Here is a 24,422-nt window from a genome sequence, read left to right on the forward strand (position 1 = left end):
CGAAAAGGATTGAAAAAACATGAATATTGAACAGTTCCAACAAGCACTGCTGGAGAAAGGGATCGAGCTTTCTCCTCAACAGCTTGATCAGTTTGACACGTATTATCGATTATTGGTGGAATGGAACGAAAAGATGAACTTAACAGCCATCACAGATAAAGAAGAAGTTTATCTAAAGCATTTTTATGATTCAATCAGTGCAGCCTTCTATTTTGACTTTAACGAATCCTATCAAATTTGCGATGTTGGGGCTGGAGCTGGATTTCCGAGTATTCCATTGAAGATTTGTTTCCCTGATATCCACGTCTCGATTGTGGATTCCTTGAATAAGCGAATTTCTTTTTTGAATCACCTTGCGGATTCGTTGCAATTAAAGGGAGTTTCCTTTTATCATGACCGGGCGGAAACCTTTGCCCAAAAACCGGAGCATCGCGAATCCTATGATATTGTCATGGCGAGGGCGGTAGCGAGGATGTCAGTTTTAAGTGAACTATGTTTGCCGCTTGTTAAACTGGATGGGACGTTCATTGCCATGAAAGCGGCTAGTGCACAAGATGAAATGGACACAGGGAAGAAGGCCATTTTTACATTAGGCGGAGAAATCGAAGAAATTCATCCTTTCACATTGCCAGAGGAAAATAGTGAAAGAAACATCATTACTGTAAAAAAAGTGAAGAAGACTCCTAAAAAATACCCAAGAAAACCAGGGACACCGAATAAGCAGCCTATTGAATAACTTCTGTACGATGAGTATGTTTTCATAGTAAGAGCAGAGGATTCAGATATATATGGCTGGTACTTGCCCTTATTTTCTTTTACTATAAATGTATGACCTTATTATTTTCACTTAATACTGCATTTGCCAACAAGAAGGCATTTTCGGTACAGGTTAAGACGTGTGCCCTTAGCTTGCTGATTCAGGGAAATAATTTTGGGAAAGCCGGCCGATATTTATAAAAACTGGCCGTCGACCCTCATTATTGCCTTGATGGCGCCAGTCGACATGTTTTTTACAGTGAAGGGACATATGTATAACCATGTCGGGAAATGTATGCAGGACTTGTCCTTTAAATAGAGAATATGTTATTTGGGAGTTTTAAAAGGTGGTGTAGGAAGATGAAGCATCCTTTTTCGCGGTTCTTTGGGTTTGGCGAAAAAGAAGAAGAGCAACTAGAGATGGAGACACCTAGCAATAATAATGAAGAAATAAGAAAAATTTCCATTTCCGACATTGTGCCTAATCGATTTCAACCAAGGACCGTTTTTAATGACGATAAAATTGCCGAATTGGCTCAAACGATCCATACACATGGGATCATTCAACCAATTGTAGTAAGGGCTTATGGTCAGGGAAAATATGAAATCATTGCAGGTGAGCGTCGTTTCCGGGCCATGCAAAAGCTTGGCTGGGAATTGGCACCTGCTATAATCAAAGATTTCACCGATACAGAAACGGCTTCCGTTGCGCTGATAGAAAACCTTCAGCGTGAAGAACTGACACCGATTGAAGAAGCTTTGGCTTACGGAAAACTATTGGAGCTGCATAGTTTAACCCAAGAAGCCCTGGCACAAAGACTGGGAATTGGTCAATCCACCGTGGCGAATAAGCTTCGGCTGCTTAAGCTGCCGCAGGAGGTTCAGGATGCCCTTCTTCAAAAGCAAATTACGGAACGCCATGCCCGCTCGTTGATACCGTTAAAGAGTCCTGAAAAGCAGTTGAAACTGCTTTTGGAAATCATCGAAAAAGGGTTAAACGTCAAGCAGACCGAAGAGCAGGTCGTCAAGCTCTTAACGGGTACTGTGCAGAAGCCGAAACCTAAGCGAAAAGCGTTTAGTAAAGACATGAGGATTGCCGTGAATACTATCCGCCAATCACTCAGTATGGTTACAGACAATGGAATAAATTTGGATGCAGAGGAAGAAGAATTCGAGGAGTATTATCAGTTCACGATTAAAATACCCAAGAAAAAAACTTGATTCCCCATCCTTAGCCCGCTTGGTAGTCTCCGATTACCAAGCTTTTTTTATTTTCTCTTCAAAACTGGCATTTTCCACTTTTAAAACATTCAACTTTTCCTGGATTTTTAATGCTTTTAGAAGTATTTCAAATTTTAAGAGGAATTTCAGAAAACGATTTCTTCCAGTAACATTCATGATAAAATAGAAAGAAATAATTGGATTCACGGTAAAAATCAATAGATTTAGCGTCATGAAGATAGTTGAAAGCGGGTGAATTCGTGGGTAAGATTCTCGCCATTGCCAATCAAAAGGGCGGTGTTGGAAAAACGACAACTTCTGTCAGTTTAAGTGCTTGTCTTGCATACATTGGACAGAAAGTCTTAATGGTCGATATTGACCCGCAGGGAAATGCGACAAGCGGTGCAGGTATTGACAAAGCAGATGTGGAACAATGTATTTATGATGTATTGGTTGATGATGTTGAGGCCAGTACCGTTATCATGGAAACAAAGGTGGAAAACCTATATGCTATACCTGCGACAATTCAACTTGCAGGTGCAGAGATTGAACTTGTTCCAACCATCTCAAGGGAAGTCCGATTAAAAAGGGCGTTAGAAGAGGTGCAAAGCCAATATGATTACATTGTGATTGACTGCCCTCCATCATTGGGTTTGCTTACGCTTAATGCCTTAACGGCTGCCGATGCTGTTTTGATCCCAGTACAATGTGAATATTATGCATTGGAGGGTTTGAGTCAACTATTGAATACGGTCCGCCTCGTCCAAAAGCATTTGAACCATGATTTGAAAATCGAGGGTGTGCTATTGACGATGTTGGATGCAAGAACAAATTTAGGTCTCCAGGTCATAGAAGAAGTCAAAAAATACTTTCAGGATAAAGTCTACCAAACCATCATTCCCCGCAATGTCCGTTTGAGTGAAGCACCGAGCCATGGAGAACCGATAATTATATATGATCCAAAGTCACGAGGGGCGGAGGTCTATCTAGAATTGGCAAAGGAAGTGGTATCAAATGGCTAAAGGGCTTGGCAAAGGACTTAACGCACTTTTCAACAGTGGGGAGATCAGTAAAGATGAAATCGTGCGCGAAATCAAATTAAGGGAATTAAGGCCAAATCCTTATCAGCCCCGAAAGAGCTTTCGGCTAGAAGCTATAGAGGAATTGAAGCAATCCATCATGGAGCATGGGATATTACAGCCGATTATTGCCCGGAAAAGTATTAAGGGATATGAAATCGTGGCTGGGGAAAGGCGTTATCGTGCTGCCAAGGAAGCTGATTTAAAGACAGTTCCAGTCGTTGTGAGGGAATTGAGTGAACAGCAGATGATGGAACTGGCCATTTTGGAAAACCTGCAACGGGAAGATTTGAATCCGATCGAAGAGGCTGCCGCTTATCAAACGCTTCTTGAAAAATTGGAATTCACCCAGGAGCAGCTGGCCAACCGGCTGGGAAAAAGCCGACCCCATATTGCGAACCATGTTAGATTACTATCTTTGCCTGAAGGAATTAGGAGATATATCTCCGACGGGGAAATTTCCATGGGACATGGCCGGGCATTGCTGGGTTTAAAGAAAAAAGAGATGCTCAAGCCGGTAGCGGATAAAGTCCTCAAGGAAGGGATGAATGTCAGACAGCTGGAGCAGTATATACATCAATTGAATGATACCGTTTCACGTGAAACCAAACCTAAGAAACAAGAGAAAAAAGATATCTTCATAAAGCAAAGGGAGACAAGTCTGCGTGAAAGACTGGGAACGAGCGTAACGATAAAACAAAGCAAGAAAAAAGGAAAAATAGAAATAGAGTTCTTTTCAAAAGAAGATTTAGAGAGAATTTTGAACTTGATCGATCAAGAGAACCTTTCCTCTTAGATCCCCTTATGAAAAGATCATGAAGACATATGCAGAAAATTAGGTGGATGAGATGGTATTATTAGGGGCTTTGGTGAACGGTGCCTGCATTTTAATCGGCTCGATTTTAGGAAGGTTTTTACAACATATACCTGAGAAGATTAAAGAAACGGTCATGAGCGGTATCGGTTTAGCCGTGATGGTTTTAGGTTTGCAGATGGGGTTTAAAAGCGATAATTTCCTTGTTGTCATTTTAAGTATTGTCGGCGGGGCGGTCCTCGGTGAATGGATGAATCTTGAGGGCAGGCTTAATTCTTTAGGCAATTGGATTGAACGCAGGATGAAAGCGAAGGAAGGAACCTCGATATCCCAGGGGTTTGTAACGGCTACGCTCATATTTGGGATTGGGGCGATGGCCATTATCGGTGCCCTGGATAGCGGTATCCGGAATGATCATGACGTTTTGATAACAAAAGCGATAATCGATGGATTCACAGCACTTGTCCTCGCCAGCACGTTAGGCATAGGGGTACTTTTTTCAGCATTTCCTATCATTCTTTATGAGGGATTCCTGGCGGTTTTTTCAAGGCAGATCAATACGATGATCCCATCTGCATTAATGGATTCCTTCATATTGGAAATGACGGCAACTGGCGGAGTCATGATTTTGGCGATTGGTTTGAATATTATCGGTGTCACCAAAATCAGGGTGGCGAATCTGCTTCCGGGCATAATGATCACGGCCATTCTGGTTACTTTCATGTATTATGCATAAAAAAGAAGGAAGGGGCTGGCCCCTTCCTTCTTTTTTATGAAAAAACCGATCAAAGGGTTTTTTCTTGCTTGAATGACCATGTGAAAGGAGTGATGGAAGGTTTTATTGGATAAAGATTTTGTGCCTCATAAATCCCCTCGGCAATGGTTTTCGCCATTTTTAGCACAAGATTAAGACGCGTGTTCTGCAAGACCATGAACTCCATGAATCCACTTACATTCACGATTCCTGTAATATGGGCATTTCCGACGGAAGGAAGGTCTTTATTGACCCCGGCACCCGGCTTAACTGGTCCCTGGCCGATCTGAACGATGCCGACGCTTTTCATTTTCCCCAAGCAAGCATCGATTCCGACTATAAAGGCATTGGCATGCAGCTTTTTAATTTCATTTAATTTTTCCTGTAAATTCATCGCATGTATAGGGTCATCCAGAGTACCATAAACATGGAATGAAGAAGAACTGTTTTCAGCCTTTTCACTAAGCAGAGTGCCGACAAGTGGTCCGAGTGAATCGCCTGTGGAACGGTCTGTGCCTATGCAGACGATGACGATTGGTTGAAGCTTTCCTGTTGGGAGGAGGTTGATTAATTCCTGGGAAATTTGTTTGGATGCATCCGTATCTTCATGCAGGATGCGACTCAATCTATTTTTATTATTATTAAATAGACTAGAATTCAGATTCATCGGCTCAACTCCTTTACTTTATTTGGTATTACAGTATACGGATAAAAAGGGGAAAATATACGGTATTTAACATGATGGGTGAGGGAATTTTTTGCAAAACATGCAAACAGGTGAAGGGGATATGAATCGACGTTATCCTCTACCAATTGCTTTCATCTATACTTTCTAGTAAATAATCATTTGAATGTTCGGGAAAAAATTTCTAAATTCTATTAACTATATACCCATAATTTTTTTGTACAGAAACCATTATTTATTGATAAAATAGAGAAAATCTCTCTATTTCATGGTTACCTCCATGCATGGAGGGTAGAGGAATACGTCGAAGATATAATAGTTTTGCTGTTATTTGCATTAGGCAGGAGGAAAATATGGATCGCATTTATGATAACGTTGCAAAAGAGATATTGGATGAAAAGATATGGCTGCTGATGGGCGAGGGCATTATTAAAATCTTCCTTGTTCTGCTGTTATCGCGTATTATTATTACAATAGGAAAGACTATTCTGAATAAATTTTTCAAAGCACGTTTAAGAAGTCCCATTCGGGTAACGGAACGCAGGGAAGCGACACTCATTAAATTGCTGGAAAATATCATTACCTATGTCATCAATTTCATTGCCTTGTTGATGATTCTGGAGATTCTTGGTCTTCATGTAATGCCATTACTCGCTGGTGCCGGTGTTCTCGGTCTGGCCATTGGATTTGGCGCACAAAGTTTGGTCAAGGATATAATTACCGGGTTTTTCGTTATCTTTGAAGATCAGTTCTCGGTCGGGGATTATATTAAAATCAATACTTTTGAAGGGGAAGTCCTTGAAATCGGGCTTCGTACGACGAAAATTAAAAGCGGTGCAGGTGAATTGCACTTCATACCCAACGGCAGCATCATCCAGGTTACGAATTATTCCATTTTAAATAGTATGGCAATTGTTGATGTGACCATACCTAACGATGGATCGACCGAGCGTGCTGAGAAAGTGCTGATTGATCTTTTAAACAGTATGGAAGGCAAATACGAAGCCTTGATCAAAGCGCCTGAATTTTTGGGAATTGAAAAAATCAGTCCTGAAGAAATCGTCTTTCGGATTAAAGCGGAAACAAAGCCGATGCATCACATTGAAATCAGTAGGATATTAAGAAAAGATATAAGTGCTGCGCTTGATGCAAGTGGGATTAAATCTACGTACAATGGCAGCGAGTCATAGGAATTGGGGGGCTCATGATTATGGAGGAAAAGGAATTTGCACTTAAGGATATAGTGGAAATGAAGAAACCACATCCCTGTGGAGTGAATAAGTGGAGAATTATACGGCTCGGAATGGATATCCGGATAAAATGTGAAGGATGCGGTCATAGCGTGATGCTGCCTCGACGTGAATTCGCGAAGAAAATGAAAAAAGTTCTGCAAAAGCATGAGGAGTGATCATGCTTTTTTTTTAGGAGTGAAAGTAGTCCGGCGTTTCTCATGATTTACTTGTCTTTTTAGGAAGCGAAATCTATAATTGGGAAAGGTTTAGGTATTGGATGGTCTTTATAGAAGATCAGTTCTTTTCCCATATGTACGAATCATCTTGAAGGAGTGAAATATAAATGGCTTTAACAGCTGGTATAGTCGGTTTGCCTAACGTAGGTAAATCCACTTTATTTAATGCAATAACTCAGGCAGGTGCGGAATCTGCCAACTACCCTTTCTGTACGATCGACCCGAATGTAGGAATTGTGGAAGTGCCAGATCACCGTCTGCAAAAATTGACTGAATTGGTAAAACCGAAAAAAACGGTTCCGACAGCTTTTGAATTCACGGATATCGCCGGGATCGTAAAAGGAGCAAGTAAAGGAGAAGGTTTAGGTAATAAATTCCTTTCCCATATCCGTCAAGTGGATGCAATTTGTCAAGTCGTCCGTTGCTTTGCAGATGATAACATTACCCATGTTTCCGGAAAAGTAAATCCAATCGATGATATCGAGGTCATCAATCTTGAATTGATCCTTGCCGATTTGGAATCTGTTGTCAAACGCATCGACCGTGTCGGAAAAATGGCCAAGCAAAAAGATAAAGCCGCTGTGGCAGAACATGAAATCCTTGTGGCTTTAAAAGAAGCATTGGAAGATGAAAAGCCTGCACGTTCCGTCGAGTTTACCGAAGAACAGCAAAAAATCGTGAAGGGCATGCATTTACTTACAGCTAAGCCGACGCTTTACGTGGCGAACGTGAGCGAAGATGAAGTGGCGAATGCTGACGATAATGAATATGTACAGCAAGTTCGTGAATATGCCGCTAAGGAAAATGCCGAAGTAATCGTGATTTGTGCCAAAATCGAAGAAGAAATTGCAGAGCTTGAAGGTGAAGAAAAGGAAATGTTCCTATCTGAACTTGGCATCGAGGAGTCAGGTCTAGATCAGCTGATCCGTGCTTCTTATAATCTGCTTGGATTGGCAACATACTTTACAGCTGGCGTACAGGAAGTGCGGGCTTGGACATTCCGCAAAGGAATGAAAGCCCCTCAATGTGCCGGCGTCATTCACACAGACTTCGAACGCGGTTTCATTCGTGCCGAAACGGTTTCTTATACCGATTTACTTGAAGCGGGCAGTCATGGTGCCGCAAAAGAAGCGGGTAAAGTTCGTTTGGAAGGTAAAGAATACATCGTTAACGATGGCGATGTTATCCATTTCCGTTTCAACGTATAAGAATCAAAGACCCTACCATTCCATATGTAGGGTCTTTTTTATAGACTTAAATCATTAGATTACATTTAATTGTAATAAGTCGAACCGTTCGTTGCAAAGCCTCTTTAACTATGCTATAATTTTATCTTGTGAGTAATTATAAATAATTGCTCCTTGCCCAATTGGGCCGCTTAGACCAAAAGGAGGTGACAGTGATGAGAAAATACGAAATTATGTATATCATCCGTCCAAACATTGAGGAAGAAGCTAAAAAAGCTTTAGTTGAACGTTTCAACACAATCCTTTCTGATAATGGTGCGGAAGTAGAAGCAAAAGAATGGGGTAAACGCCGTCTAGCATATGAAATCAATGATTTCCGTGATGGTTACTACATGCTTCTTAAAGTTAACGCTGAAAGTGCTGCGATTCAAGAATTCGATCGTCTAGCTAAAATCAGTGAAGACATTATTCGCCACATGGCTACTAGAGAAGAAGTTTAATTCGATAATTAATATAAATTCTAATCTTGTTTCACATGAAACAAGCTTGAAACCTAGGGGTTGATTCTGATGATGAATCGCGTAGTTTTGGTAGGACGCTTAACTAAAGATCCTGAATTACGATATACACCTAATGGAGTTCCCGTAGCTACCTTTACTTTAGCTGTCAACCGTAGTTTTACGAATCAGCAAGGTGAACGTGAAGCGGATTTCATTAACTGTGTAGTTTGGCGTAAACCGGCAGAAAATGTAGCTAACTTCTTGAAAAAGGGCAGTTTAGCTGGCGTGGATGGACGTGTCCAAACACGTAATTATGAAGGACAAGACGGCAAACGCGTATATGTGACGGAGATTCTGGCTGAGAGCGTTCAATTCCTTGAACCACGAAGCAGTTCAGCGGGTGAAAGAAATGAAGGCGGTTCTTACGGTGGAGGTCAAAGAAGTTATGGTAATAACGGAAATGACAACAATTCGTATGGACAAAATCCTAATCAGAATCAACGAAGCAATAACAACTACACTCGTGTAGATGATGATCCATTTGCAAATGACGGTAAAACAATCGACATTTCAGATGACGATCTTCCGTTTTAAACAGCCGTTTAAAATGAAAATTCAAAAAAGCAGGGAGGGAAATATATTATGGCAATGGGTGGACGTAAAGGACGCGGTAAGCGTAAAAAGGTTTGTTATTTCACATCTAACGGAATCACTAAAATTGATTACAAAGATACAGATCTTCTTAAAAAATTCGTCTCAGAACGCGGTAAAATTTTACCACGTCGTGTAACTGGCACAAGCGCTAAATATCAACGTAAATTAACGATTGCTATTAAACGCTCACGTACTATGGCATTACTACCATACGTATCTGGTGAATAATAAATTGGCACGTTGAGGAGTTATCCTTAATGTGCCTTTTTTAATAAGTTTTCACTTATGCCTGTAAACCGCTGAATTGCGGTTTTTTTATTTCAATCCGCGCGTTTTCCTCAGAAAAAATAATCATATCCCAAAAAAGACTGTGATGTTTGAAATATCCTGGCCGTAACGGATACAATATAAAGATGGAGATAAGACATCAATCATAACAGGGGGTGAAATAAAGATGAATAGCGGGAGACGAATTGCCGAGGGCGGAGCACTTCTGGCACTATATTGCATTTTATTGTTCATCACCATTCAAATCCCACTATTGGGTATTTTCACTGCTTTCTTTTTACCCATTCCATTCATACTGGTCACAATCAAACAAAAGTTATCGTGGAGCCTTGGTTACTTATTTGTAGCCTCGTTATTGTCGATCCTCATCGGGACGATATTGTCTGTTCCGCTGACATTGCTCATGGGGGCAACGGGAATTGCGATCGGCTATTTTTTGAAAAAGGACAAACCGATGGCACCTATGTTCATAAGCGCAGTCCTTGTCTTTCTGGGGGGCATTTTATTAATGTATGCAGCTTCAGTGTTGATAACGGATGTTAATTACATAGAAGAATCGATGAACATTCTTGAGGAGTCCCTTGAAAATACAATCGGCATCATGGATACTTTTGGACAGGCACCTACGGAACAAGTCAAAAAGCGGATGTATGAATCGATCGATATGATGAACACGTTGATGCCAAGTTTGTTCGTCTTGATGTCCGTCATCATGGTTTTATTGATTTTCTTTGCAGCGCATCCCATTGTGAAGAGGTTCAGTGATAAGGCGTTAAAATGGCCTCATTTTCGAGATCTGCGACTCCCGAAAAGCCTTTTATGGTATTATTTAATTACGATGCTTCTTGCTCTTTTTGTGAATACGGACAAGAACAGTTTTGTATATATGGCCATAACGAACCTATTTTTCATACTGCAGTTCTTCATTTTATTACAAGGATATTCCCTGATATTCTATATCGCTCATGTTAAGTCATGGGTTAAGGCGATACCTGTTTTAATTGTGGTTTTTTCTTTGCTTCTGCCGATTCCGATTATAACGACGGCCGTCCGATTTTTAGGTATAATAGATTTAGGCTTTCCTTTTAGGGAGACAATCAAGAAAAAGGAATAGAAGACTTTTTTGTAAAACAGATGCTTTTAGGAGCTGAAACTATGCCATCTTATTTGAAAGAATACTCGATTAAGTCCCCATTGTATGGGGTGCTGGCCGCAGTCGTTTTACTTTTGGGCGTACTGGCTTATTATAATTGGGTTATTGCACTTGTTGGACTATTGATTCTTGCTGGTTTATTTTATTTAACATTAAGAATGGTAGAAAAAAAGCAACGGAAGACAGAAGAGTATATAACGACTTTATCCTACCGTTTAAAGAAGGTGGGCGAGGAAGCGTTATTGGAAATGCCGATTGGGATCATGCTCTTTAATGAGGATTATTACATTGAATGGACCAATCCATTCCTGGCTTCTTGTTTTAGTGAGGACTCCTTGGCAGGAAGATCGCTATACGATGTTGCGGACTCGATAGTACCGTTAATCAAGCAAGAGATCGAGACAGAGACACTTACGCTCCACGATCGGAAATTCAAGGTGGTCCATAAGCGTGATGAAAGGCTTCTTTACTTTTTTGATGTGACGGAGCAAGTGGAAATTGAGAAATTATATGAAGATGAGAGAACGGCAATTGCGATCATTCTTCTTGATAATTATGATGATTTGACACAGGGTATGGATGATCAGCGTAAAAGCAGCATTAATAGCTTGGTTACCTCACTTCTCGATAAGTGGGCAAGGGATAATGGCGTTTTCTTTAAACGGGTTTCCTCGGAACGATTCATCGCTGTCTTTAATGAGCATATCCTTCAGCAGCTTGAAAAGGGGAAATTCTCGATTTTGGATGAAATCAGGGAAACGACGGCCAAGCAAAATGTACCACTGACATTGAGCATCGGGGTCGGCTCGGCCGTGTCATCCTTGCCGGAACTAGGTACGCTCGCCCAGTCCAGCTTGGATCTCGCTTTAGGGCGGGGCGGTGACCAGGTAGCCATAAAGCAAGCGAATGGAAAAGTGAAATTCTATGGCGGCAAAACCAATCCGATGGAAAAACGCACGAGGGTCCGTGCCCGTGTGATTTCCCATGCATTGAAGGATATAGTCCTTGATAGCGATAAAGTCATTGTCATGGGCCATAAAAACCCGGATATGGACGCAATCGGTTCAGCGATCGGCATCTTGAAAGTTGCCCAAATGAATGAACGTGAAGGCTATATTGTCATAAACACCCAGCAGCTCGACAGCAGTGTCCTTCGTTTAATGGAAGAGATCAAAAATAAAGAAGAGCTGTATGCCAGGTTCATAACACCTGATGATGCATTAGAAATGATTACGGATGAGACCTTGCTGGTTGTGGTCGATACCCATAAACCTTCCATGGTGATTGAAGAACGGTTATTGAATAGAATCGATAAGGTTGTGGTCATCGACCATCATCGGCGGGGTGAGGAGTTCATCAAGAACTCATTGCTCGTCTATATGGAGCCATATGCATCTTCAACGGCAGAGCTTGTGACCGAACTGCTTGAATATCAGCCAAAACGCTCAAAAATTGATATGCTTGAGTCGACGGCGCTTCTTGCAGGTATCATCGTCGATACGAAAAGCTTCACCTTAAGAACGGGATCACGCACTTTCGATGCAGCCTCATATCTAAGGGCGCATGGAGCTGATACGGTACTTGTCCAGAAATTTTTAAAAGAAGACGTGGACACCTATATCAAACGATCGAAGCTCATTGAAGAAGTCATCTTTTATAAAAAGGGAATTGCCATTGCCGCGGCAAAAACCGATCAGGTTCATAATCAGGTGCTCATTGCTCAGGCTGCGGACACCCTATTGACGATGGATGGCGTTGTCGCTTCCTTTGTAATGGCTAAGCGGTCTGATGATACGGTGGGGATAAGTGCGCGTTCTCTTGGTGATATCAATGTACAGGTGATCATGGAAATGTTGAATGGAGGCGGTCATCTAACGAATGCCGCCACTCAACAGGTATGCTCCATTGATGAAGCCGAAAGTCGATTGAAAGCAGCTATTGATGAATATTTAGAAGGGGGATATAAAGAATGAAAGTGATATTTCTTAAAGACGTTAAAGGTAAAGGGAAAAAAGGGGAAGTTAAAAATGTTGCGGATGGTTATGCACATAATTTCCTGCTTAAACAAGGATTGGCTGTTGAAGCAAATAATTCAAACGTGAAAACTTTGGAAGCACAGAAAAATAAAGAAGAATCACTTGCAGCAGAAGAGCTGCAGCAGGCTGAAGAATTGAAAGTGCAGCTGGAGAAATTAACGGTTGAACTATCTGCCAAAGCCGGTGAGGGCGGGCGTTTATTCGGTTCCATCACGACTAAACAAATTGCATCTGAGCTTCAGAAAAAACACGGTATCAAGGTTGATAAACGTAAAATGGAGCTTGCTGAAGGCATCCGCACTTTAGGGCATACAAAGCTTCCGGTGAAGCTTCATCCTGAAGTCACTGCAACACTGACTGTGCATGTTAAAGAAATTAACTAATTTTAGCTGTTTCATATCTGTGAAAAATTGATAAAATAGAGATAGACGAAAAATGTGATTGGGCACGTTGTCCTTTCACTTTTTTCTTTTTTACTAGAAACATATAAAAGGTATCCTCTTAGAATGGGAGGTTTTAAGATATGATAGAACAATTTCAGGATAGGATTCCACCTCAAAATATAGAAGCCGAACAGGCTGTGCTAGGAGCCATTTTTCTTGAGCCCTCTTCATTGACCGTTACATCGGAAGTTTTGATTCCGGAAGATTTTTATAGAAGCTCTCATCAAAAGATCTTTAATGTGATGCTTAAATTGAATGACGAAGGAAAAGCTGTCGATTTGATTACGGTGACAGAGGAATTGGCTGCGACAAAAAACCTTGAAGAAGTTGGCGGGGTTTCTTATTTAAGTGAATTGGCCGGATCGGTGCCTACCGCGGCCAATATTGAATATTATGCCCGCATCGTCGAGGAGAAGTCATTGCTGCGCCGTTTGATCCGGACTGCGACGAACATCGCTCAGGAAGGCTACAGTCGCGAGGACGAGGTCGAGGAGCTGCTCGGTGAAGCAGAAAAAACGATCATGGAAGTGGCCCAGCGTAAGAATTCCGGGTCTTTTCAAAATATTAAGGATGTATTGGTTGCGACTTACGATAACATAGAAATTTTGACTACCCGTAAAGGGGATGTCACGGGAATACCGACAGGGTTTGCTGAACTGGATCGAATGACAGCGGGGTTCCAACGTAATGACCTCATCATAGTTGGTGCCCGCCCTTCGGTTGGTAAAACCGCTTTTGCATTGAACATCGCTCAAAACGTTGCGACCAAAACGGAGGAGAATGTAGCGATTTTCAGTCTTGAAATGGGTGCAGAGCAGCTCGTTATGCGTATGCTCTGTGCTGAAGGGAATATCAACGCCCAGAATTTACGGACAGGTTCCTTAACTGATGAGGATTGGCGTAAACTGACGATGGCGATGGGAAGCTTGTCGAATGCCGGCATTTATATCGATGATACGCCAGGTGTCAGGATTGGTGAAATCCGTTCAAAATGCCGTCGTTTGAAGCAGGAACATGGCCTTGGCATGATATTGATCGATTACCTGCAGTTAATTCAAGGCGATGGCCGTTCAGGCGACAACCGTCAGCAAGAGGTATCCGAGATTTCACGTTCACTCAAAGCGCTGGCCCGTGAACTTAAAGTGCCCGTCATCGCCCTTTCCCAGCTATCGCGGGGAGTGGAGCAGCGTCAGGATAAGCGCCCGATGATGTCTGATATCCGGGAGTCCGGGAGTATCGAGCAAGATGCTGATATCGTCGCATTCTTATACCGTGATGATTATTATGATAAAGAATCCGAGAATAAAAATATCATTGAAATCATTATAGCGAAACAGCGTAATGGTCCGGTCGGCACGGTTTCGCTTGCATTCGTAAAAGAATATAATAAATTCGTTAATCTCGAACGCCGTTTCGATGATGATTCGATGTCTCCCGGCGCATAGGGGACTGCCTGCCATTCATGCAATGGCGGGCTTTCTCTGTTTCGGGAAAAAGAAAGGCCCTAATGATAATAGAAAAAGAAATCAGAGGGTACAATAATGTTTGACAATCCTAAAAAAACCGGAAAGAAATTTCTTATATTTACGAACAAAGAATTTTTTAAAAAGTGTATTGTTCGGATTTTGTATTGACTTCCAGTTTGGATTATTGATAAAATAGGTTTGTTTGATAAGAACCGGTTAATGATCGGTATTACGTGAACCTTTGGAGGTGCTTTATTCAGATGTCATCAGTTGTAGTAGTCGGTACACAATGGGGAGACGAAGGTAAAGGTAAAATAACAGATTTTCTATCCCAGAATGCGGAAGCCATCGCTCGTTATCAAGGTGGGAATAATGCAGGGCATACAATTAAATTTAACGGCGTTACCTATAAACTGCATTTAATTCCGTCAGGGATTTTTTATAGTGATAAGATTTGTGTCATTGGAAACGGTATGGTAGTTGATCCAAAAGCTCTTGTAGAGGAGCTTGCTTATTTACATAGCCATGGGGTGAGTACGGATAATCTTCGTATCTCGAACCGTGCACATGTCATTCTTCCTTACCATATCAAATTGGATGAAGTCGAAGAAGACCGTAAAGGCGCCAACAAAATTGGAACGACTAAAAAGGGAATCGGCCCTGCATATATGGACAAAGCTGCTCGTAACGGAATCCGCATGGCAGACCTTTTGGACCGTGAAATTTTCGAGGAAAAATTGTCTCAAAATCTTGTCGAAAAAAACCGTATGTTCGAACGCTTCTATGAAACGGAAGGTTTCAAAATCGAAGATATCTTGGAAGAATACTATGAGTACGGACAACAAGTGCAGAAATATGTTTGTGATACATCCGTTGTATTGAATGACGCACTTGATGAAGGAAAACGGGTATTATTCGAAGGGGCACAAGGTGTCATGCTTGATATCGATCAAGGAACATACCCATTCGTCACTTCTTCCAACCCGGTCGCAGGTGGAGTTACAATCGGTTCGGGTGTAGGTCCTACGAAGATCAACCATGTGGTTGGAGTATGTAAAGCATACACAAGCCGTGTGGGCGATGGTCCTTTCCCTACAGAATTGCATGATGAAGTCGGTAACCAAATCCGGGAAATTGGCCGTGAATATGGAACAACTACAGGCAGACCGCGCCGTGTAGGCTGGTTTGACGCTGTTGTCGTTCGCCATGCTCGCCGTGTCAGCGGGATTACCGATTTATCATTGAACTCGATTGACGTATTATCAGGTCTTGATACGGTCAAAATTTGTGTGGCCTATGAATACAAAGGCGAAATCATTCATGAGGTGCCAGCGACTTTGAAAGCTATTGGCGAATGTAAACCAGTCTATGAAGAGCTGCCAGGCTGGTCAGAAGACATCACAGGCTGCAAATCATTGGATGAGCTTCCAGAGAACGCTCGCCACTATGTAGAGCGCGTATCTCAATTGGTAGGCATTCCTTTGACCACTTTCTCTGTCGGTCCTGACCGTAACCAAACAAATGTCGTGAGAAGCCCTTGGCGTCTAGCGTAATTCATGAAAAAGGAGCTGGCTTTTTTTGCCGGCTCTTCTTTCATTTTTAAGATTGATGCATTTTATGTCACGTTCGGGAGGTCCGGGATACCGAGTGAATGTGGATAAAAACTATAGGGAAAGTAAAAAAGATAAGAAAAAAATAATTTTATTTCAAAAAACTATTGCCTAAACTATAAGAACCATGATATTATCAAAAGCGTCGTCACAATAGAACAAGCCATTAACAAGCTGCAGATGGTTAGTTAACATCCAGCAAAGAAACATTTCATTAGAACGAGCCATTAGCTCAGTTGGTAGAGCATCTGACTTTTAATCAGAGGGTCGAAGGTTCGAATCCTTCATGGCTCACCATTTTTTCCGGCCCATTGGTCAAGCGGTTAAGACACCGCCCTTTCACGGCGGTAACACGGGTTCGAATCCCGTATGGGTCACTTCTTTATATATATGCTTTACTGGTCCCGTGGTGTAGCGGTTAACATGCCTGCCTGTCACGCAGGAGATCGCGGGTTCGATTCCCGTCGGGACCGCCATTTTATTTTTATTCTAAAATAGAATATTTGGCTCAGTAGCTCAGTCGGTAGAGCAAAGGACTGAAAATCCTTGTGTCGGCGGTTCGATTCCGTCCTGAGCCATCCTTGTATAAACGCCTTTCCTTTAGGGCGTTTTTTTGTTATGTGCCCAGAGGATTCTGAATGAAATCTTGTTAATAGATTGTTAACGATTTGTAACATACCATTTTCGGCCAATTCGGAATAAAACTCACTTTTCCCCTTGCTGGGCTTAGGTCCACTCCTTTTTCCGCAGTTTATTGAACTGTCCCCATTACCATATCCATTGGTACATGTTGTCACCATTTATACAGTTCTATTACATTATGAAGTCTGTTTCTTGTTTTTTTTCTTAATATGGTAGAGTTATGAGTGATAAAAATCATTATAGAAATCAGTCATAAGCATCTGGATATTTAAATTGGACTAATAAATCTCAAATAAATTTGATTAGTTTCTTAATTGGTGACTGAGCCGTTAAGGAGGACAATATATGTTTAGCTCAAAAGGCAAGGGGATCATCCTGTTGATGGTTTCCGTCATTTTGGTGCTTGCGGGCAATCGGGTAACTGCTGCTGGGATATCGGAAACTACAACCATACAGCATGTTTATCTTAACGATGAGTTCGTCGGCAGTGTAACGGATGAAACGGAAATCGAAAACATCGTAGCCGATAAGGTAGAAGAAGCACAGGAAGATTATCCTGACTTTACATTCGATAAGGAGACACAGCTGAAGTTCGTACCTGAAGAGGTATTCGATGAAGATGTTAAAGAGGAACAGGCTGTTAAGGGAATTCAAGATCAGTTGAATGTGAAGGCCGAGGCATATGAAATTGACATAGATAACCAGGCGGTCGCTTATGTTGCGTCAAAGGAAGATGCAGAGGACGTTCTGGAGAAAATCACTTTATTATATGTAAATGAAGAGGAATACGCTGAATACGAATCAGGTAAAAAAGAAAGTGAAAAAGATGCCGATTCGTTAAAAGAGCCAGGAAGCAGAATTCTGGACATCGAATTTTCACTTCCCGTTACGTTTAAAGAGACAATGGTATATCCAGACGAAATCAAGAGTGTCGATAAAACCCTTTCCATGATAGAAGAAGGAAAGGAAGAAACGACTATCTATGAGGCTAAGGAAGATGAAGATCTTGAAGCCATTGCCACTAGCCATGATATGGACCTGGATCAACTGCTGGAGCTGAATCCGGGACAGAATGAGGACAATGGTGTTAAAGAGGGCGAGCGTCTCTATGTGACCCAACGTACCCCCTATGTGAACGTAATGGTAGAAAGAGAAGTATTAAAGGAAGAGAGGATTCCTTTTGAAAAGAAAGTGAAGGAGGATGACGAACTTCCAAAGGGCGAACTCATTACTGAACAAATGGGGAATGAGGGGATTCTTGCGTTCACCTATAATATATCTGAAACAAATGGAAAGAAAATCAGTGAATCGATCGTAAAAAAAGAAGTCACGGAAGAAGCTAAAACGCAAATCACCAGAAAAGGCACCAAGGTCATACCTTCACAGGGCAGCGGTACATATTCATGGCCTGCAGATGGGGGCTATATTTCCAGTAAGCAGGGCCAGCGCTGGGGGAAACTTCATAAAGGTATCGATATTGCAAGGCCAGCCACCAGGACCATAACGGCAGCAGATCATGGGATAATCGAAACTGCCGGGAATTCCGGAGGATATGGAAATAAGATAACGATCAATCATAATAATGGATATAAGACAGTGTATGCCCATTTGGATTCAATAGATGTAAAAGCGGGACAAAAGATTGAAAAAGGCATGAAAATTGGCATGATGGGTTCAACAGGTCACTCGACCGGTGTCCACCTCCATTTTGAAATATATAAAAACGGGTCTCTCGTTAATCCGCTAAACTATATAAGTCAGTAATTGATGGAAGTCTTCGAAAATTATTCGAAGACTTCTTCTGCTTCATTAATAGATGAGAATAATAGGAAAAAGGTGATTTAATGCCTATAAAATGATAAAGTAGAATAGAGACAATTTGCTTTCATTCCAGTGTTCAGCCCCTTTTATTGGGTATATATATGCAACTTTGCCGAAACTAGGTTGCGAAGCTTTGTGAAAGCAGAAGGAAAAGTGAATAAGGTCCCGGATAAGGACACGGTTTTTAATAGATTCAGTTCAGTTATTAAAAAGGAGATAAGTACATGGATAAAAAGATTTTGGTAGTGGATGACGAAAAGCCAATTGCTGATATATTACAATTCAATCTAAAAAAAGAGGGCTACGAAGTTTTTTGTGCTTATGATGGCAATGAAGCCCTCAAAATGGTGGAAGAACGGCAACCTGATTTGATTTTACTTGATATCATGCTGCCGCAGCGCGATGGGATGGAAGTATGCAGGGAAGTAAGGAAGAAGTATGAAACCCCGATCATCATGCTAACGGCAAAAGACTCGGAGATAGATAAGGTGTTAGGATTGGAGCTTGGTGCAGACGACTATGTGACAAAGCCATTTAGTACCCGGGAAATAATTGCCCGCGTTAAGGCGAACCTTAGACGTCAGCAAGCCGTTCCGGTTCCCGATCAAGAAAATGAACCGAAGGAAATTACGATAGGCACGCTCACTATCCATCCGGATGCCTATGTGGTATCCAAGCGCGGCGATACGATAGAATTGACGCATCGTGAATTTGAGTTGCTTCATTACTTAGCGAAGCACATCGGTCAGGTCATGACAAGGGAGCACTTATTACAAACCGTGTGGGGCTATGATTATTTTGGTGATGTACGGACGGTCGATGTAACGGTCAGACGTCTTCGTGAGAAGATTGAAGACAATCCAAGTCATCCTGGCTGGATTGTAACTAGAAGAGGGGTCGGTTATTACCTGCGTAACCCTGAACAGGAGTAGTTTCTATGAAAAAGGTTGGTTTTTTCCGCTCAATTCATTTTAAATTTGTTCTGATTTATGTATTGCTCATTTTCGTGGCGATGCAAATAATCGGGGTATATTTTGTTGGGGAATTGGAAGAAAATCTTGTCGGGAACTTTACGAAATCAATAAAAGGTCACGTTAACCTGCTTACCTACAGTATTGGTGAAGAAATGGAAAAAGAGAGGGGAGAGGAAGATCCGACCCTCGAAGAAGCGATTGATGCGATATTGCAAGACCGGGATAATTCATCGAATGATATTTCGGAAGTACAAGTCATCGACACCCGCAGCAGACGCGTGATCGGAACTTCAGCCCCAGGTAACCAGGATATTGTAGGGAAGAAGACGACAGAGGTCCTCATTAAGAATACGCTCACTTTTGGAAAAGAAGATAGTGATATATTTAGCGATAAGGGCAGGCGGCTCTGGGTCCTTTCGACACCCATTGAAGCAAATGGGGAGGTCATTGGCGCCGTCTATGTAATAGCTGAGATGGAGAATGTCTTTGAGCAGATGGATGAAATCAATAGCATCTTCATGACGGGTACGGCCATCGCTTTGGTCATTACGGCCATCTTGGGGATCCTGCTCGCACGAACGATCACTAGACCCATGTCTGATATGAGAAAACAGGCCCTTGTGATGGCAAAAGGGAATTTCTCCAGAAAAGTCAGGGTATATGGCGATGATGAAATTGGCCAGCTTGCCGTCACTTTCAATAATTTGACCAAAAAACTCCAAGAGTCGCAATCAAGCACAGAAGGAGAGCGGCGTAAGCTATCATCTGTCCTTGCCAATATGACGGATGGCGTAATTTCAACGGACAGGCGCGGTCGGGTGAACTTGATTAATGAACCGGCGGCACAATTATTGAATGTCTCGAGTGAAACCGTCATGAACCAACCGATCATTGAGGTTTTGGGTCTTGAAGAAGAATATAAATTTGAGGATTTACTGGAAGAGCGAGAGTCCATCATCCTTGATTACAGCAAAAAAAATCATCCTTTCGTTTTGAGGGGGAACTTTTCGGTCATTCAAAAGGAAACGGGGTTCGTTAATGGTTTGATTACCGTTTTGCATGATATAACAGAGCAGGAAAAAATCGAGAGTGAACGCAGGGGATTCGTTGCCAATGTATCACATGAACTGAGAACTCCGTTAACGACGATGAGAAGTTACCTGGAAGCATTGGCTGAAGGGGCATGGAAGGACGAGGAAATCGCTCCATCCTTTTTAAGTGTGACCCAAAATGAAACGGAGCGAATGATCAGGCTTGTTAATGATCTGTTACAGCTTTCGAAAATGGACAGTAAAGATTACAGGCTTAAAACGGGCTGGGTGAATTTCAATAAATTCTATGACCATATCATCGATCGTTTTGAAATGACGAAAAATGATGACATCACGTTTAAGCGTGATTTGCCGAAGGAAGCTTATTTTGTGGATATTGATGAAGATAAAATCACCCAGGTTCTCTATAATGTAATCTCCAACTCATTAAAGTACTCACCTGAAGGGGGTCAAGTGACTTTCCGCGTCAGGGCATCTGATGGCTTTATCATTGTGAGCATTACAGATCAAGGAGTGGGTATCCCGAAAAACGTCATTGATAAAATATTCGACCGCTTCTACCGTGTGGATAAAGCAAGGGCCCGTAACTTAGGCGGGACAGGGCTTGGTTTAGCGATCGCAAAAGAGATGGTCGTGGCGCATGGCGGGAAAATATGGGCGGAAAGTGTGGATGGAAAAGGAACAACCGTGTTCTTTACACTTCCTTACGAACAGGAAGAAGAGGATGATTGGTCATGAATTTTGAACGTGCAAAAAGTATCATACTGATTATTTTGGTCGGGACAAGCATTTTTTTGACATGGAGCATTTGGACGTACGAGCCTGAATATGATCTATTTGAACAATCGTCGGAATTTATAAAGATTAAAAGCGATGTCCAAATTGTCAGTGATGTCATTAAACCAGTCAGTATCCTTTTCCATGGCAATGGGCAGCATTTCCAGACTTCCAATCCGGCAGAAATCAATGAAATGGAAAAAGAATTTTCGCAATGGCGTTTTAGAGGCATAAAAGAGATATCCGTAAACAGGCTGCAAAGGAAATTTGACGATTTTGTCCATGAAGATGGATCGATTGAAATCGAATTTTCCGATGATATTCCCATCTCTCTTTATAAAACGGTATTGAATATAACGGATAAGGAAGTGCCTGAATTTTGGTTTGATCGAATCATCATTAAACAAAAGAACATCAGTGGTAATGAATCTGCCGTTTATTTTGTTTCTTACGATCAGAGGAAGATTTATCAAGGTATGGTCGACTCTAAAAAACTAAGGAATTTCATGGATTCATTTTATCGGGGTTCTTACGATAAGCACCCTGAATACACGGCCGAAACGATAAACAGCAAAAGGACGCTGTTCGTCCCGGAAAACCCAGTGGAGATCAATAGACTTGAATATTATATCGACTATTTGGATATTGGAGACCTTAAAAGCGCTCTATTTATTAATCCGAAGTATGTACGACAGGAACCCGTTTCGGTCGGTGAGGAATACACGGATGGAACAAGACTGATGACGGTCAATAAAGACAATTACCTAATTTCTTATATCAATCCGGCACAAAAGAGCAAGTCATTTGGCAGTTCCAGTGACCTTTTGCAAAAAAGCATTGATTTCATCAATGAACATGCAGGTTGGGAAAATAACAATTACCGCTTTGCCTATATGTCGGAGCATGAACAACGAGTGGTATTCCGCTTATTCGTGAATGGTTATCCGGCCTTCAATGAATCTGGAATGACGGAAATCGAGCAAATTTGGGGGAAAGAAGAAATTTATAGCTATGACCGTCCATATTTTAAACTGGATTCAGTCCTCCCGTCAGTAGGATCGGCAAAGACTTTACCAAGCGGTAAAGAAGTAGTGAATCAGCTGAAATCGAAAGATAATGTCGATTTCAATAGCGTGGAGGACATCTCGATAGGCTATAGATTGAATAAATCCCTTGATTCCAAACTTGTAACTCTAGTTACACTTGAGCCCACTTGGTATTATCGTGTAGGCGATAAATGGTTTATTGTGCCTTTTGAAGAAGGAGGCGGTCAAAGTGGATTGGAATAATACAAAGTCGATTTTCATCATGGTTTTCTTCGTTTTAAATATTTTTCTTCTTTATCAATTCCTGGAAAAGATTAATGACTCCCAATTAGAAAGCTTTACGGAGCCATCAACGGAAGAACTGTTGAAAGAAGATGAGATTTCAATAGAAACCCCACTTCCGAAACAAAAGTCGGATCAATTCCTGATTGCCCAAAGCAAGACTTTCGAGAAGAAAGATATACAGCACCTGAAAAATCAAAAAGCAAAAATCATCGATGATAAGAAGCTTGTGGGTACATTTAAGATACCGGTTGGCATGAAAGCGGAAATTAATGCTGCAGACCTTGATATATTCCTGAAGGAGTATATATTAAAAGGAAATGAATATCATTTTTGGAGCTATGATGAAATCAGCCAGACCATCATCTGCTATCAAGTGGCAGATAAAAAGATGTTTTTTAATAATAGTAAAGGGAAGGTCACTCTATATCTGAACAAGAAGGGTGAAATCGTTTCCTATGAACAGATGTATTTAGAGGGGATCGAAAAATTCAATAAACCTAAAGAATTGACATCGGCTTTAAATGCTATCGGAGCATTATATCAGAATGGTGATATTGATCCCAAAAGCAAAGTCACGAATGTAAAATTGGGATATTACAATTCGCTGCAGACGACATCTGTGTCACATTTACTTGTGCCAACATGGTGGGTGGTCATTGATGACGAAACGGATCTCTTCGTGAATGCTTTTGATAAAGAGGTCATTGAATTGAATACAGAAGAAAAAATACTGGAGTGAGTATAGATGACAATGCATTTTAGTGTTCTCGCAAGCGGGAGTACAGGAAATGCCTTTTTCGTGGAAACGGAGGATCAATCATTCCTCGTCGATGCCGGCTTAAGCGGTAAAGCCCTGGAAGCATTGTTTCAGGAGATAGGCCGTGATATGTCCAAGCTATCCGGTATCCTTGTTACCCATGAACACAGCGACCATATTAAAGGTCTTGGCGTGGTTGCCAGAAAACATAAACTTCCGATATATGCGAATGCAAAAACATGGGATGCCATGGAGCGATCGATCGGTGAAATTGCAACCGAACAAAAATTCACATTTGAAATGGAACAGGTCAAAACGTTCGGCAGCCTTGATATAGAATCTTTCGGCGTTTCACATGATGCGGCAGAGCCAATGTTTTACGTTTTTCATCATGAAGATAAGAAACTTGTGGTCATTACCGATACAGGGTACGTAAGCGATCGGATGAAAGGAATCATCTCAAATGCCGATGCTTATGTATTTGAAAGTAACCATGATGTGTCCATGCTGAGGATGGGGAAATATCCATGGAGCATCAAGCGCCGGATTTTAAGTGATGTCGGACATGTTTGTAATGAAGACGCTGCCCTTGCAATGAGCGAAGTGGCCGGTGATAAGACCAAGCGGATTTACTTGGCCCACTTAAGCCTTGATAACAATATGAAGGATCTAGCAAGAATGTCGGTGGAACAGACGTTAAAGACAAAGGGGATCATCGTGGGTGAACAATTTTCCTTATATGATACTGACCCGAAAAGACCAACGGAACTTGTTACATTATAAATGAAGGGAATGGATGAGGGATACCTTGTTCATTCCTTTTTTATTTTTAAAAATTTCGATTCGTAAGTTATGAATCGGATTAAAAGGGGTATCGTTTGGTTAGAACTGTATAGGTAAAAGGAAAAGGGCTGATACTAGCAATTTTATGTTGCCCCTTAAATTAAGCATGCA

The 24,422-nt window shown here is 41.5% G+C and carries 23 protein-coding genes and 4 tRNA genes; 26 read left to right on the top strand and 1 reads right to left on the bottom strand.

The features are described from left to right. Positions 1-19 precede the first annotated feature (19 nt). From rsmG to A6755_RS01340, 5 genes are all read left to right on the top strand, one after another. Entirely contained in the window at positions 20-736 is a 717-nt protein-coding gene (rsmG, locus tag A6755_RS01315) for a 16S rRNA (guanine(527)-N(7))-methyltransferase RsmG (RefSeq protein ID WP_063589587.1), read from the top strand. Between the two features lie 380 nt (positions 737-1,116). After that, on the top strand, positions 1,117-1,977 hold the full coding sequence (noc, locus tag A6755_RS01320) for a nucleoid occlusion protein (protein ID WP_034316169.1): 861 nt from the start codon (positions 1,117-1,119) through the stop codon (positions 1,975-1,977). 260 nt (positions 1,978-2,237) lie between these two features. Continuing rightward, positions 2,238-2,999 carry a ParA family protein gene (locus A6755_RS01330; RefSeq protein WP_034316249.1) on the top strand — a complete coding sequence of 254 codons (762 nt, stop codon included), beginning with the start codon at positions 2,238-2,240 and terminating at the stop codon, positions 2,997-2,999. Further along, positions 2,992-3,852 carry a ParB/RepB/Spo0J family partition protein gene (locus tag A6755_RS01335; RefSeq protein WP_034316167.1) on the top strand — a complete coding sequence of 287 codons (861 nt, stop codon included), beginning with the start codon at positions 2,992-2,994 and terminating at the stop codon, positions 3,850-3,852. The genes A6755_RS01330 and A6755_RS01335 overlap by 8 nt, the downstream gene beginning before the upstream one ends. A 52-nt stretch (positions 3,853-3,904) precedes the next feature. Further along, complete coding sequence (locus tag A6755_RS01340; RefSeq protein WP_057278279.1) at positions 3,905-4,606, top strand: DUF554 domain-containing protein; 702 nt, start codon at positions 3,905-3,907, stop codon at positions 4,604-4,606. Between the two features lie 49 nt (positions 4,607-4,655). Here the strand turns inward: A6755_RS01340 and yyaC are convergent, their stop codons facing one another. After that, positions 4,656-5,291, bottom strand: a complete 636-nt coding sequence (yyaC, locus tag A6755_RS01345) for a spore protease YyaC (RefSeq protein ID WP_063589589.1) — start codon at positions 5,289-5,291, stop codon at positions 4,656-4,658. A 371-nt stretch (positions 5,292-5,662) separates the two neighbouring features. Between yyaC and A6755_RS01350 the strand changes: the two genes are divergently transcribed. The 21 genes from A6755_RS01350 to A6755_RS01450 all read left to right on the top strand — a co-directional run bounded on the left by A6755_RS01350 (position 5,663) and on the right by A6755_RS01450 (position 24,251). Next, positions 5,663-6,499 carry a mechanosensitive ion channel family protein gene (locus tag A6755_RS01350; RefSeq protein ID WP_063589590.1) on the top strand — a complete coding sequence of 279 codons (837 nt, stop codon included), beginning with the start codon at positions 5,663-5,665 and terminating at the stop codon, positions 6,497-6,499. Between the two features lie 20 nt (positions 6,500-6,519). Further along, complete coding sequence (locus tag A6755_RS01355; RefSeq protein ID WP_034316158.1) at positions 6,520-6,717, top strand: DUF951 domain-containing protein; 198 nt, start codon at positions 6,520-6,522, stop codon at positions 6,715-6,717. A 167-nt stretch (positions 6,718-6,884) separates the two neighbouring features. After that, a complete protein-coding gene (gene ychF, locus A6755_RS01360) occupies positions 6,885-7,985 on the top strand; it encodes a redox-regulated ATPase YchF (RefSeq protein ID WP_034316156.1) in 1,101 nt (366 codons plus the stop codon). 194 nt (positions 7,986-8,179) lie between these two features. Further along, positions 8,180-8,464, top strand: a complete 285-nt coding sequence (gene rpsF, locus A6755_RS01365; protein WP_034316153.1) for a 30S ribosomal protein S6 — start codon at positions 8,180-8,182, stop codon at positions 8,462-8,464. A gap of 69 nt (positions 8,465-8,533) precedes the next feature. After that, on the top strand, positions 8,534-9,058 hold the full coding sequence (gene ssb / locus A6755_RS01370; RefSeq protein ID WP_057278276.1) for a single-stranded DNA-binding protein: 525 nt from the start codon (positions 8,534-8,536) through the stop codon (positions 9,056-9,058). Between the two features lie 48 nt (positions 9,059-9,106). Then, the gene (gene rpsR / locus A6755_RS01375) at positions 9,107-9,346 is read left to right on the top strand and encodes a 30S ribosomal protein S18 (protein ID WP_053348323.1); all 240 of its coding nucleotides are present in this window, start codon (positions 9,107-9,109) and stop codon (positions 9,344-9,346) included. 226 nt (positions 9,347-9,572) lie between these two features. Beyond that, positions 9,573-10,520 carry a YybS family protein gene (locus A6755_RS01380; protein WP_063589591.1) on the top strand — a complete coding sequence of 316 codons (948 nt, stop codon included), beginning with the start codon at positions 9,573-9,575 and terminating at the stop codon, positions 10,518-10,520. Positions 10,521-10,561: 41 nt separating this feature from the next. Further along, complete coding sequence (locus tag A6755_RS01385) at positions 10,562-12,532, top strand: DHH family phosphoesterase (protein WP_034316142.1); 1,971 nt, start codon at positions 10,562-10,564, stop codon at positions 12,530-12,532. Then, the gene (gene rplI, locus A6755_RS01390; protein WP_034316140.1) at positions 12,529-12,978 is read left to right on the top strand and encodes a 50S ribosomal protein L9; all 450 of its coding nucleotides are present in this window, start codon (positions 12,529-12,531) and stop codon (positions 12,976-12,978) included. The genes A6755_RS01385 and rplI overlap by 4 nt, the downstream gene beginning before the upstream one ends. Before the next feature lie 140 nt (positions 12,979-13,118). After that, entirely contained in the window at positions 13,119-14,483 is a 1,365-nt protein-coding gene (gene dnaB, locus A6755_RS01395; RefSeq protein WP_034316139.1) for a replicative DNA helicase, read from the top strand. Between the two features lie 281 nt (positions 14,484-14,764). After that, on the top strand, positions 14,765-16,057 hold the full coding sequence (locus A6755_RS01400) for an adenylosuccinate synthase (protein WP_034316136.1): 1,293 nt from the start codon (positions 14,765-14,767) through the stop codon (positions 16,055-16,057). 278 nt (positions 16,058-16,335) lie between these two features. Beyond that, positions 16,336-16,411: transfer RNA gene (locus A6755_RS01405), tRNA-Lys, on the top strand. An 8-nt stretch (positions 16,412-16,419) separates the two neighbouring features. Beyond that, positions 16,420-16,491, top strand: a tRNA-Glu gene (locus A6755_RS01410). A 23-nt stretch (positions 16,492-16,514) separates the two neighbouring features. After that, positions 16,515-16,590, top strand: a tRNA-Asp gene (locus A6755_RS01415). A 29-nt stretch (positions 16,591-16,619) separates the two neighbouring features. Continuing rightward, a tRNA-Phe gene (locus A6755_RS01420) sits at positions 16,620-16,692 on the top strand. Positions 16,693-17,101: 409 nt separating this feature from the next. Beyond that, positions 17,102-18,520, top strand: a complete 1,419-nt coding sequence (locus A6755_RS01425) for a peptidoglycan DD-metalloendopeptidase family protein (RefSeq protein WP_063589592.1) — start codon at positions 17,102-17,104, stop codon at positions 18,518-18,520. A 281-nt stretch (positions 18,521-18,801) separates the two neighbouring features. Beyond that, positions 18,802-19,509: a response regulator YycF gene (yycF, locus tag A6755_RS01430; protein ID WP_034316131.1), complete on the top strand. Its 708-nt coding sequence runs from the start codon at positions 18,802-18,804 to the stop codon at positions 19,507-19,509. 5 nt (positions 19,510-19,514) lie between these two features. After that, positions 19,515-21,341: a cell wall metabolism sensor histidine kinase WalK gene (walK, locus tag A6755_RS01435; RefSeq protein ID WP_063589593.1), complete on the top strand. Its 1,827-nt coding sequence runs from the start codon at positions 19,515-19,517 to the stop codon at positions 21,339-21,341. Next, positions 21,338-22,669 (top strand): YycH family regulatory protein, encoded by a 1,332-nt coding sequence (locus A6755_RS01440; RefSeq protein ID WP_063589594.1) that lies wholly within the window; start codon positions 21,338-21,340, stop codon positions 22,667-22,669. Before walK ends, A6755_RS01440 begins: the two co-directional genes overlap by 4 nt. Continuing rightward, positions 22,656-23,450 carry a two-component system regulatory protein YycI gene (locus A6755_RS01445; RefSeq protein WP_063589595.1) on the top strand — a complete coding sequence of 265 codons (795 nt, stop codon included), beginning with the start codon at positions 22,656-22,658 and terminating at the stop codon, positions 23,448-23,450. The genes A6755_RS01440 and A6755_RS01445 overlap by 14 nt, the downstream gene beginning before the upstream one ends. 6 nt (positions 23,451-23,456) lie before the next feature. Further along, positions 23,457-24,251, top strand: a complete 795-nt coding sequence (locus A6755_RS01450) for an MBL fold metallo-hydrolase (RefSeq protein ID WP_063589596.1) — start codon at positions 23,457-23,459, stop codon at positions 24,249-24,251. The last annotated feature ends 171 nt before the right edge of the window (positions 24,252-24,422 follow it).

Source organism: Peribacillus frigoritolerans (assembly GCF_001636405.1).
GTDB lineage: Bacteria > Bacillota > Bacilli > Bacillales > DSM-1321 > Peribacillus > Peribacillus frigoritolerans.